Raw genomic sequence first — 12,048 nt, forward strand, 5'->3', positions numbered from 1 at the left:
TCGGGCCTCCAGGTTACCCAGCGAAGGACCCGCACAGAAGATTGTCCCGGGACGTGCAGTTGGAACCTGAAGAGGTATCTCGCTGCGGTGGGGCGTTCTTGCGGATTCGCGTGAGAGCGCCGGCAACCGTGCAGGCCGCCTTCGTCGTCGTCACGGATACATGCGAGACCGGGTGTACGGATCGCCAACGGCCTGAGACGATTGGTGGTCGGTGATCGATGGGTCGCGCCAAGCATCTTGTGCGCGAGTGTGACAGTTCAGCGAGGCGGGGACTACGCATGACTGAGGTACTGGCGGTGGTCAGGTGGAACGACGCGGAAGAGCCGTTCAACTCGAAGAAGGTTCCGGGCGACTTCAGTGCTTCTGCTCATGAGCTGGGCAGCTCACGTAAAAGCAGTGAAATCACCTTCAGGCTAGCAACCAGCGCCGACGTTGCCGCTTACATCGGCGCGCCATCGCGCAACACCGATTCCATAAGCAGGTACGAGCACGATCGGCGGCAGTTCGAGTTGTCGGACGAGCACAAGGAGGTGCTTCAGGCGTTCGTCCGATGGGGGCTGGTCAAAGGTTACGAGTGGGCCGCGCCGCGCGCCGAGAGCTTGATCAAAGACCGCGCGATCCCGTATGTGAAAGAACGCATAATCCCGTACGGCGCGGCGAGATTGCAGAAGCTCCGGGAGGCTCGAAAAGCTCGCCGCCGGGCCGCAGCGGCTGAGCCGGAGGTTAGCGCTGTGGAGCCGCAGATCGTCGCGGCGCCGCAGACTTCGGAAAGGGTTGCGCTGGAGGAGGTACCGGGTGTGCCGGGTTTCGCGCTTGAACCCCGCGGACCCGAGATGAGCGCGGAAGAGGCGCGGCATCTTCGTGCGACGGCCGAGGCGATGCGGGCTTGGGCTGATCGGCTGGACGAGCATGTGGATCGCTCGCGAGTGGTACCTGAGCGTGAGTTGCTGGAGCTGGGCGGCTCGGCGGCGACAATCCCGCACGAGCAGCTAGCGGCCGGCCGCATGCCGGAACTGGAGGTAGCGCCAGCAACTGCTGGAGAGGATGCCTTGGTGGCCCAACTCCGCAAGCTCATCGGCGCGCAGCGCGAACCGCGTGACGGTACGCGTTTCGGGCCTGCCTGATGGCCGGAACCGTCGATGTCTCTACTGGCGCGTTCTGACGTGGGTTGCTGCGGCGATTCGGCAAAGCCCACTACCGCGCCCGCCCACAACCCCAACGGCAAGTCGGCCATCCCCACCCGGCGGCTGCTGCCGATCAGCCAGGCCGTCACCTGCTCGTCGGGGTCGGATGCGCGTTGGCCTATCGACCCCACCAGGCCTGTTGCGTGGAGCGAAAGCATGATCGACTCCAGCTTGGCCGTGTTGTCTGCTGGGCGGGTGAGGTTGCTGTCTCGGGTCCGGTCCTGGTCCCCACCGCCGTCGGCATTCATCGGGTTCCGGTTCCCACCCGAGGTGATCGTCCTGGCTGTCCGCTGGTACCTGCGGTGCAACCTCTCCTACGGGGATGTGGAGAAGTTGCTGGTCGAACGCGGTGTCGAGGGCCGATCACGTCACGTCTACCGCTGGGTGCAGCGGTTCACCCCGCTGCTGGCAGACGCCGCCCGGTTCCCGCCACTGTCCGGGTGACCGTTGGTTCGTGGACGAGACCTACGTCAAGGTCAACGGTGTATGGCGGTACGTCTACCGGGCCGGCGACCAGCATGGCCAGGTCATCGACTTACTCGTCTCGACGCATCGGGACGCCGCTGCGGCCCGGCGGTTCCTCCACCGGGCGCTGACTACGCTGAAGGTCACGCCTACCAAGGTGGTCACCGACGCGAACCCGGTCTACCCGAGAGTGCTCGACAACCTGGTCCCGTCGGCGTGGCACCACGTCGAACGACACGCCAACAACCCGATCGAGGCCGACCACAGCCAGCTCAAACGCCGACTCAAACCGATGCGCGGACTACGCACCGACCGCACCGCCTAGACGAGCATCACTGGACACGCCTTCGTGCGGAACCTCCGACGCGGACACTACGAACTCGCCACCGATGCCCCGCCCACGCTACGGGTGGCCGCCGCGTTCACCGAACTGGCGCGATCGATCTGACCAGTACCGCTGACGCGGCCCCGGCATGCCCACCGATCCGCCAACGCAACAGCACCTTTCGACTTGCCGAAACTCGTAGATGACCCTGTCGGCTCCGCCTGAAAACTAGTCGCACCGATCCTCTCCACCTTGGCCTTACTCAGATCAGCCAGGTCAATCGGGACAGGTCGGATCGCCCCACGATCCAACCTGTCCCGGATTTTACGCCCTATTTGTGCGAGTCGTATCTGCTGGTAACGATGAAGCCGGTACCGGTGAGTGGATCGCCGACCGGTGTGGTCGCCCAGACTTCGTGTTGGCTGGTGCCCGCAGCGCTCAGGTTGAGTAGTTGCACGAGGTCGGCGGCGCTGGGCGCGGTAGGCAGGTCGCAGACTACGACCGCACTGCCGGTCGAGTCGCCACTGTCTTCGTCGTCGGGATCGTCTAGCTCCCACCGGCCCAGGTAGACGCTCCACCCGCGCGGATGCGTTCCGCCGGGTACGGGGCTGTCGATGGACAGGTAGTAGGCAGGTCCCCACGACGGGTCGTCGAGAATCGACAGCGCCGACACGTCCAGCATCGCGCCCTGATTGTCGGTCAGTCGGTAGGCGCTCAGCAGTGCCCGCAGCCCCTCCACGCCTTCGGCTAAAGCCGCAGTGGTAGCGCCTTCCTCCAGTCGGTCAAGCGACTCCCGGGTCGACGTGTCGAGTTGGGGCATACCGCCCTCGTGGGCGACGAACGGGAACGAGCGCTGCCACGATCGCTGAACCGGTGTCGTCGGTTCGACGTTCTCGCTGTAATTGAGCAGTTCGGCGCGCAGGTCGCGGGCCTCGGCCTGTAGTTCCTGGGTGATGGCGAGCTGGACCGGGGCCGGGGTGTCGTGGAGTGCCTGGTCGAGGTCGCTGAACGCGGTGTGCAGTTCGAACATGACCAGCTCGTACCAGAGGCTGTGGGTGCCGACGAGCAGGCCGGCCCGTGCCGTCGGGTCGCTCAACGTGTCGAGGTGGCCGGCCGGGTAGTGGCTTGAGCTGTTTCCACGCCGGTCGTAGACGCACAGCGGGAGGGTGGCGCAGGCGGAGATGCGGTTGAGCGCGTCGACAACGGTTCGGGCGAGGATCGGGTCGTCGCAACTGGTAACGGTGGTACTGGTGATGTCGTCGTTGGGGGTGCGGTAGGAGGCCAGGACCTGGGTCTTTCCGCGGTTCGGGTGGGTGGAGTAGATGGTCACGGTGGCATGTCCTCTCGCATGACGGCCCACAGGCAGTCAAGGCGTGGCGAACGGATTGGGAGGCGGTGGCGAGGGCGCGGTCCGACGCTCCATGCCTCAACACGGTGCTCTGCGGTGGTTCAGGTACTGTCCCGAACTCCATGCGTGACCATGATTGTAACCGCACCGCCGTCCGGAACCCGTCCCAAGGCGGCCACGCGCTGCCTGATGGTAAGGCTCGACCTGGCCAAGGAGGGCCAGGCGCCAGCTGCAGAAGGCGCGAGTCTGTCGGTCGGAGGATGTAGCGTCAACAGGTCCTTCATCCATGATCGGCCGGGTGGCCGCGATGTGGTAGGCGAGTGGTCGGTATGCATCTGGTGCGCAATGATCATCGGGTTGATGGTGAGGTCACCCTGGCGGATCTGCCGTTGGGTCCCTGGGCAGGCGTGTCCGTTCTATTCAGTCCCATGACATCTGTCAGTGTTGAAGTCCCGATACATGTGTCAGTTGGTAGGGATCTTGGGCGGGCTGGTACATGGTGCCTGCCATGGCTTCTCGGCGGCATGTCATGAACCTGCTCGATGCCCAGTTGGCTGCGGGGGTGCGGATCAACGTGGCCGAGTTCGCGCGCGAGCATGGCGTGTCCGTCCGTACCGTGTACCGGCATCAGGCACGGATCCGGGACGAGGGCGAATGGCATGAGCGGTCCCGGCGGCCGCACAACTGTCCGCGGGCGACGCCGCCGGACCTGGACGCCTGGATCTGCAAGCTGCGCGCCGCACTCGGCCTGGACAACGGAGCCGATTTCATCCGCGACGCCCTGATCGAGGTGCACGCCGCTACCGCTCCGGCGTGGCGGGTGCCCTCAAGGTCGACGATCAACCGGGTCCTGGCCCGGCATGACCTGCTCGAACGGAACCCGGCGAAACGGCCACGCAGCTCGTTCCGCAGGTTCGCCTACGCCCGGCCCCGCGACTGCTACCAGATCGACGCCACGAACGTCCGGCTCGCCGACGGCACCCCCGCCACGGTCTTCGACGTCCTGGACGACTGCACCCGAACCCTCGTCAGCTGTCACGCAACGACCGCGGAAACCGCCGAAGGCGCGATCACCGCGGTCAGGCAGGCCTTCAGCGAGTACGGCGCCCCCGCGATCACGTTGTCCGACAACGGCACCGCGTTCACCAGCCGACTGACCCGACCCGGATCGATCTCCACCTTCGTCCAGTGCCTCCTGGACCACCACGTCCGGCCAATCAACTCCAGCCCCTACCATCCACAGACCTGCGGCAAGGTCGAACGCCACCACCAAACCCTCAAGAAATGGCTGAGCACCCAACCCGCCCCCAGCACCCACGCCGAGCTGCAGAACCTGCTCGACATCTACCGCCGCTACTACAACACCGAACGACGCCACAGCGCCCTACCACAACGCGCCACCCCCGCCCAGGCATGGACAGACGCACCCAGCCTCGGCGGGCCCACCAGCCTCCCCACGCAAACCGACGCCACCCTGCACCACTGCCTCGTAGCCAACACCGGCGCCATCTCCGTCGCCGGACACCGCACCAGCGTCGGCACCACCCACGCCGGCACCACCGTCACCGCCATCCGCGACCAAACCCGGATCACCGTCTACCACCACGACGGCCAACCCCTCGGCCACTTCCGCCTGACCCCCGACCGGAACTACATCAGCCTCACCCGAACAGCTTGATCAACAACTCATGACACATCTATCGAGACTTCCCCTTGACACATGTCTCGGGACAGGACACAGGCGTGTCCGTTCAGATGTGGACGACAAAGACGGGGCAGGTGTGGCACGCCGACCCGGAGTGCACTCGCGTCAAGGTCCGTGGCAGGGAGATGGTTTACCGTCAGCCTGAGTCTGGTGGTCTCGACCAGCTGTCGCTCCCAGACGGGCTGCATTGCTACCCTCCGGGAGCGCTGGCGACCTACCGGCGGGCTGCGGACAAACTGCTGAGGTACGGGGCAGACACTCAAGCGGCCGAGGCTCGCCTGGCTGACGGCGATCTCTACTTCGGCCTGTTAGACCATGACCCGCACTACTTCTGGAGCGCCGCCGATGAGGTGCTGATCTCGGGCGAACTGGCCGCCTACTGGGAGGCGGCACGGCGACGTCGGGAGCGCCTCGTCGAGAAGGTACGACAGGAAGCCAGTCCGACGACGCAGCGTGCGGCGATGGCGGCCCTCGCCGCCTGGGTACGCGAAGGCCGTCAAGCAGTACCGAACCCGAGACGGACGCATCGAACTCGCCCCCGCAACCCCACTCCCGATACTGCCTGGTGACCACGCGACGGTCCTCGGCAAGGTCATCTGCGTCCTGCACCGACCATGATCCCGACCTTCACCACCACGACCCATCGCCTGGCAGGATAGTGGCCCGCCTGGGGTTACTGCTCAGCCAGGTCGCCGCATGGTCCCGGCGCGTGCAGCCTAGCCGTTCACCATCCCGGTCCTCACCAGCAGCCCGCATTCGCCGTGATGACGGCCGCACAGGATGACGGCGCTACGGCAGGATAGGGGCGCGGCGTGACGTCCACACCGAGGCGGCCGTTCGATACTAGGTAGTGGAGACACCGAATGGCCCTCCGAATCATGATCGGACTTCCAACCGACACACCAAAGGTCCACGCACCGTTCACCGCTCAGCAGGTCGCGGTACTTCGACGCTGGCAGGCGGCCTCGATCGCCGCACACATGAGATGCCCCCGCCACGGCGATGTGCGGCACGAGAGTTCCGATCTCGTTCCCGAACTCCGCGGTTGGCGCTGCGCCTTCCGGACACCGGACTATCCCGACCTGGCCTGTTCGTACACCGTCGACTGGGCCTACGCCGGGATGCTGGACGAGAACAACGTTCGGATCATGGAGGAGATGTCGGTCGACGTGGTCAACGTGTCGTTCGACGACGACTCGGACGAACCATTGAACGTCTTCTCCGACTACGACCTCCTCCTGTCATTCCACGACGAAGTCGACCTTGACTGGGAAGAAATCGCCGAGCGCAGCGTACTCGATCAACGGCGAGGCCTAGTCATCACGCAGAGCACCATCCTAGAGGACCTTCTCGGCGACGTGATCATTCAGCTGGAGAAGCCAGATGACCCCGAGGCGCGTCGAAGCGAGACAGACCAGTGGATGATCGGCAAACGACTACATCGTGTCGAGTCGCTTCTAGCGAGCGGCGCATCCCCGGACGCAGACCGCAGCTTCCCACGCGAGGAGCTATGGGCAGCTATCAGACGCCGCAACGATCTGGCGCACGGAAACATCACCCGAGTCATCGACAAGGCTTATCCACGACCAGACGGGTCAGGCAAGACCCAGCGAGTGGAGTGGCACCTTATCGACCGTCGAACCCGCAGATCCCAACTGATCACCATGGCCGGACTACGTAAGGACGTGTACGCCGCGATCGCCGCCTACACGAGTCTTCTCCGCTGGGCCATAGCCAACCCTGGCGACTAGTGCCTCGTCATGCAGCCTTGAACGGGTAATCCGGGTGGCGGATCTTGGATCCGATCGAGGGATGCCTCCCATCGGCCGGCGGGAACCACGTGGTGGTCGCGGCGGCTGGAACACGTCCCGGCACACGGGACAGACCTGTCACGTCCCCTGACGGCAACCGTCGTGGCTCCAAGGCGACCTGCCCGGAAGTACCTGCCCACGGACCGCCGGCTGACAAAGGCGGTCCGAGGATCTCACCTGCCACAACGGCCCTGCTGGCCGACTACCTACGCCGCGCTGTCGCCCGCCCAGTCCCCGGGCTGACCATCCACAAGCTAAAGGCGGGGAACGGCACGCCGTTGGAGTCCGGCTGACTTCCACCGAGCAACAAACATCGCGCGGCCGGTCTCACACCAGATCACGACGGGCAACGCGCGACCTACGTCGCCCTCACCGCGGCAAGACCGACACTGTCGTTGCCTAGACCAGACATCGGCAATACTCCGACTATGGCGAGCCAGGCAGCGACAAGTCGCAAAGTGCGAGAAGTCGGTCGCGCTCAGGTCCCCTCTCTTGCCAACGCAGGTGTGCCCGACCCCGTGCCTACACCTGGCCAGCATGGCGCACACCCCCGCTACCACCACCTGCATCCGAACGTTGACGTCTGTCAGAATCTGACGATGCCTGGTGTCGACAACCTTCCGGATCTGCGTGACGTCGTCGGCAGAATCGCCCACCAGATTGGCCAGGCAGCCACCCACAAGACACTCGACGACGCGTTGCTCCGGGTTGGCCTGCCCGCGTCCACCGCCGGTGCCACCAAAACAGAGCGCACGGACAGCAGCCTGGCCGTGCTCCGAGACGACCGGTTGATCGAGGTAGCGCGCACAATGCTGGCCGCGTGTGACTGGCTGGACGCGGACCGCCGCACCCTGCAGGACCTGGTGTGGGCCACGGAGGAACACCCGCGCATCCCGAAGCGGGCAAGGCGGGAGATCGCGCGGGCACTGACTGGCAGCGAACTCAACGACTACTACCGGCGGTTCCGCGCGTTGCTCGGAAGCCTGTTCGACCTCGGCGGCGGCGTGCTCTGGGGCGGACGGGACCTCAGCGTGGGAGCACGCATCGACCAGCACTTTCATCTCAACCCGGATTGGACCGTGGAGGAGGTGTTCGATGCGGTCGGGGCGATAGACGAAAGTTCCGACCGACGGTTCGGGCTCCTCATCCAAGGAATCACGTCGAGCGAGACCATTCCGGACGAGAACGCGCAGCGCCGCCTCGTCGCTCAGATGAACCCACCACTGACGGCCGCAGGCTTAGAACTTCGGGAAACTGGAGCCCCCGACGGCTACCCGGTGTTCGAGGTGGTGGCCACCCGGTCACGGAAGGGCCGACCGAAGAACCTGATCTTCGCCTCCTCCCGAAAGCCGGACCTGCGGCTGAGCGACGCGATCGACAACGATGTCGAGATCCTCAGCGACCCGGCCGAGGTACTCGTCTATGACCGGCCGATTACCGCCGATGGTGTCCTGTGGCGTGACCTGCAAGCCTGGTTCAAGGACACCCACCGGCTCGGCAGCGATCAGGATGCCAAGACGCAGCTGTACCGGCGGCTACGGCAAAGCCTGCCCGAGAACTCGCCTCCGCAGCGGCTGCTGTTCGACCTGTATCACGAGATCCACGGTGCCGCCGTACACCACCTCCCCGCCCTACTGCCCGAGGTCTGGCTGTACTGGGACCCGCAGACAATCAAGATGCGCGGCACCGCCGCGCTGCTGCAGCTGCGTATGGACTTCCTCCTGCTCGTTCCCGGTGGCGGCAGGATCGTGCTGGAGGTCGACGGCCGCAACCACTACGCCGTCGAACGACGGACTGGCCCCACCGGACAGCAGTGGATCGCCGATCCGCCCACCTACGCCCGCACCATGGCAGGCAGCCGCAAGCTCACCCTCGCCGGCTACGAGGTGCACCGCTTCGGAGCTCACGAACTGCTGGATCGGCGCCAGGGGCGCGTCACTCTCACGACGTTCTTCGCCGACTTGTTCCACCGCCACCATGTCATCACGCCTCTAGCTCGCGCAACGCCGTCGTAGCCTGCCGGGCGCGCTGACCCGCGGCAACCTGAGGTGGGTTCTGTCGTTCGGAGGGAGACGCTGCACGCTCGTACACTCGCGCAGTGGACGCAACGTGGGCTGCCGATCAACTCAATGAGTTCGCTCGAATGATCGACCGGCTGTCTGACTTGGAGATGACGTCGCGCCGCGACACCGAAGATGAGCGCGACGACCTCGACCGCGAGGTTCGACGCCAAGAGCCGATCATGCGGCTGGCCGAGAACACGATCCGACCGGGCTTGGGAGACTACTCGTCGGAGTACGACGAGTGGCGTGGGCGGTGGTGGAACGCGCGCAATGCGGCGTTGCAGGCCTCAGGGCTGTACCAGTATGGCGAGGAAGCTCGCCGCCGGCTGCGGCCCGATGCACCAGACCTGGTCGCCGACCAGTTCCATCCGTGGGTCTGGGAGGCAGCGCGCCCGTTCTGGGAAAGCAATAACCAGACCGAGGCCGTGTGGGTAGCCGCGCGGGCCGTCAACGGCCGGCTCCAGCAGAAGCTCGGCCGACACGACCTCGGAGAGACAAAGCTGTGCCGCAGCGCCTTCAGCACGAACGATCCCAAACCAGGTGAGCCTCGGTTGCGCTTCGCTGGTGACCGCACATCCGATACGTGGAAGAGCCGCCAAGTGGGAGCCGAGAACTTCGGCGTGGGGTGCTTCAGCGGGATCCGCAACCCGGTCGCGCACGAGTCCGGCCTTGTCTTGGACGAGCCGGTGGTGCTCGAACGGGTCTGCTGCACCGATAGGTGACAGTTTCAGTCACGCGGCCTGACTGGCCGGTGGGGTCATGATGGTCTCGTACTCGATAGGGGTCAACCGGGACAGGGATCGTTGGCGTCGTCGGCGATGGTAGGTCCGTTCGATCCAGGTCACGATCGCGGTCCTGAGCTGCTGCCGGGTCGTCCAGGTTCGGCGGTCGAGGACGTTGTTCTGCAGCAGGCCGAAGAACGATTCCATGGCGGCGTTGTCGCCGGCGGCGCCGACTCTGCCCATCGACCCGGTCACGTCGTGCTGGTTTAGGGCGTGGACGAATTTTCGGCTGCGAAATTGCGACCCGCGGTCGGTGTGCAGCACGCAGCCGGCCACGTCACCACGGCGGGCTGCGGCGTTGTGCAACGCGGTGACGGCCAGGCGGGACTTCATCCGTGAGTCGATGGAGTAGCCGACGATCCGGTTCGACCACACGTCCTTGATCGCGCACAGGTAGAGCTTGCCCTCACCCGTGCGGTGCTCGGTGATGTCGGCCAGCCACAACCGGTTCGGGCCGTCGGCGGTGAAGTCTCGCTTGACGAGGTCGTCGTGAACCGGTGGACCGGCCTTGCCACCCTTGCCGGGCTTCCTGCGCTTGCTGAAGGCGCTCCACCAGCCGTTGTCCGAGCAGATCTTCCATCCGGTGCGCTCTGCCATCGGCTCTCCGGCGGCGCGGGCCTCATCGATCAGGAACCGGTAGCCGAACTCCGGGTCATCGCGGTGGGCGTCGACCAGGGCATTCGCGCGGTAAGCAGCGACGAGTTCGGCGTCGCGGACAGGCCGGGCGAGCCACCGGTAGTAGGGCTGACGAGCGATGTTCAGCACCCGGCACGTCACCGCGACGGGGATCCCGTCGGCGGCCAGCTCGCTCACGAGCGGGTAGAGCCTTTTCCCGGCAGATGCGCCTGCGACAAGTACGCCGCGGCCCGCCGCAGGACCTCGTTCTCCTGCTCCAACAACCGGATCCGCTTGCGGGCCTCGCGCAGCTCGGCTGACTCGCCACCGGTCGTGCCGGGCTTCGCGCCAGCATCAACGTCGGCTTGGCGCAGCCACTTGAACAACGTCATCGGGTGGACCCCGAAGTCCTTCGCGATCTGCTCGACCGTCACACCTGGCTCGCGGTCGCGGGCCACCCGCACGACGTCATCACGGAACTCACGAGGGTAAGGCTTGGGCACAGCGACATCCTTCCAGCCCGCCACCAGGGCAAGCCATCTCAGATGTCACCTACCGGTGCAGCAGACCCGAACGCCGGGCCGGCACGGTGGCCGGGCGCAGCGTCTCGTTCGTGCCCCTGACCGCCCTGTGCTCTGCGGCGATGCGGCCCTCGCCCGGCGCGGAGGCCGGGCGCAGCCTCGACTTGCGTGGGTGATGCCAGCAACAGATCGCGCGTTGCGATCCTCACCCGACGCGGGCGGGCGCAGCGCCACGCACATTTGGAGTTGTACGTAGCCCCACGCGTCGTGGCAATCTTCGCCCGGCGCGGTGGCCGGACGCAGCCATGATTACCCAGCCGCGTCCGGCGGCGACAACGAGAGCTGCCACGAGATCCCGCGTTCGTGCAGGATCCGGCGGATCGTCTCGACGCTGATCGTCGTGACGTGACCAGCCGCGATAAGGGTAGTCGCGAAGCTTGGTCAGCGACCAGCAGGAGAAGGGCTGGCCGAGGAAGCGGGGGCCGCACCGTGCGATGACACAGTTCCAGTCACGGGTCTGTTCATCGATCCGTCCCAGTGCGCCCCCGCTCCATTCTAGGTCGAGGGCGTCGAACCCCCGCTCGCTGAACGCGTGGATCACGTCGCGGACGTAGTCCTCGGTCGCCTTCAACAGGTGGGCGATGTCCAGGGCCGGCTGTCCCTGGCAGACATCAGCACCATCATCGCCCTACACAGCATCGCCGAGTCCTTCGCGGTCCGGTGATCCGCCGCAACCGCTGACTCTCGCCATCGAGATCTGCCGGACGAACAGCTCCGGCCGCCTGCCCACCGGCCATCACCTCCCCCCACGAGTGCTGGGAGACGACCTGCCCGGTCCACTCTCAGAATCAGCGGATTCCACGATCAACGTTCAAGACGAGGCATTAGCTGCCCGATGAACGTTGCGTTCGTCTACCATCTACGGAAATTGCATAGATCAGAGATCAGCGCCTGCAGGAGGTCCCAGACGCGAGCAGGATTGATATATCCGGTTCTTGCGCCTGTGTAGCGACTCGTCTCGCGAACCAGAAGCACCGCACTTACCCATCCGACAAGAATCGAGATAACCGTGATAGGAAGGATTGAAAAGATGATTGGGACGACCAACTCTTTGGCACCGGCAACACGCCCCAACAACATCAGGACGAGCAGGATCGGCAGACTCACGACACCAACCCGAAGCCCGACGACGGCGGCGCGCCACCGTCCACTCTGCCGGATCCTCGACT

General features: G+C 65.4%; 9 protein-coding genes and 1 pseudogene. 7 read left to right on the plus strand and 3 right to left on the minus strand.

Annotation, left to right across the window (positions count from 1 at the left end):
- Positions 1-278: 278 nt before the first annotated feature.
- Both HDA31_RS26115 and HDA31_RS26120 read left to right on the plus strand, forming a co-directional pair.
- The gene (locus HDA31_RS26115; protein ID WP_178063195.1) at positions 279-1,124 is read left to right on the plus strand and encodes a hypothetical protein; all 846 of its coding nucleotides are present in this window, start codon (positions 279-281) and stop codon (positions 1,122-1,124) included.
- A gap of 264 nt (positions 1,125-1,388) precedes the next feature.
- Positions 1,389-2,097 (plus strand): annotated as a pseudogene (locus HDA31_RS26120) (IS6 family transposase).
- 208 nt (positions 2,098-2,305) lie between these two features.
- Here HDA31_RS26120 and HDA31_RS26125 read toward each other — a convergent pair.
- Entirely contained in the window at positions 2,306-3,304 is a 999-nt protein-coding gene (locus HDA31_RS26125; protein ID WP_178063194.1) for a hypothetical protein, read from the minus strand.
- Between the two features lie 526 nt (positions 3,305-3,830).
- Between HDA31_RS26125 and HDA31_RS26130 the strand changes: the two genes are divergently transcribed.
- The 5 genes from HDA31_RS26130 to HDA31_RS26150 all read left to right on the plus strand — a co-directional run bounded on the left by HDA31_RS26130 (position 3,831) and on the right by HDA31_RS26150 (position 9,623).
- The gene (locus HDA31_RS26130; protein WP_178063193.1) at positions 3,831-5,000 is read left to right on the plus strand and encodes a DDE-type integrase/transposase/recombinase; all 1,170 of its coding nucleotides are present in this window, start codon (positions 3,831-3,833) and stop codon (positions 4,998-5,000) included.
- Positions 5,001-5,065: 65 nt separating this feature from the next.
- Positions 5,066-5,596 carry a hypothetical protein gene (locus tag HDA31_RS26135; RefSeq protein WP_178063192.1) on the plus strand — a complete coding sequence of 177 codons (531 nt, stop codon included), beginning with the start codon at positions 5,066-5,068 and terminating at the stop codon, positions 5,594-5,596.
- A 294-nt stretch (positions 5,597-5,890) separates the two neighbouring features.
- Positions 5,891-6,778, plus strand: coding sequence for a hypothetical protein (locus HDA31_RS26140; protein WP_178063191.1), 888 nt, complete (start codon positions 5,891-5,893; stop codon positions 6,776-6,778).
- A 659-nt stretch (positions 6,779-7,437) separates the two neighbouring features.
- The gene (locus tag HDA31_RS26145; RefSeq protein WP_178063190.1) at positions 7,438-8,853 is read left to right on the plus strand and encodes an AbiJ-related protein; all 1,416 of its coding nucleotides are present in this window, start codon (positions 7,438-7,440) and stop codon (positions 8,851-8,853) included.
- An 83-nt stretch (positions 8,854-8,936) separates the two neighbouring features.
- Entirely contained in the window at positions 8,937-9,623 is a 687-nt protein-coding gene (locus HDA31_RS26150; protein ID WP_219824991.1) for a TIGR02391 family protein, read from the plus strand.
- Positions 9,624-9,632: 9 nt separating this feature from the next.
- Here the strand turns inward: HDA31_RS26150 and HDA31_RS26155 are convergent.
- Both HDA31_RS26155 and HDA31_RS26160 read right to left on the minus strand, forming a co-directional pair.
- Positions 9,633-10,801, minus strand: a protein-coding gene (locus HDA31_RS26155) for an IS3 family transposase (RefSeq protein WP_178067077.1) whose coding sequence is annotated in 2 segments (ribosomal slippage) — positions 9,633-10,514 and positions 10,517-10,801 — 1,167 coding nt in all. Because the reading frame shifts where the segments join, the coding sequence is not laid out codon by codon here.
- A gap of 930 nt (positions 10,802-11,731) precedes the next feature.
- Positions 11,732-11,986: a hypothetical protein gene (locus HDA31_RS26160; RefSeq protein ID WP_178063189.1), complete on the minus strand. Its 255-nt coding sequence runs from the start codon at positions 11,984-11,986 to the stop codon at positions 11,732-11,734.
- Between the last annotated feature and the right edge of the window lie 62 nt (positions 11,987-12,048).

The sequence above is a fragment of the Micromonospora carbonacea genome (assembly GCF_014205165.1).
In the GTDB taxonomy this organism is placed as follows: domain Bacteria; phylum Actinomycetota; class Actinomycetes; order Mycobacteriales; family Micromonosporaceae; genus Micromonospora; species Micromonospora carbonacea.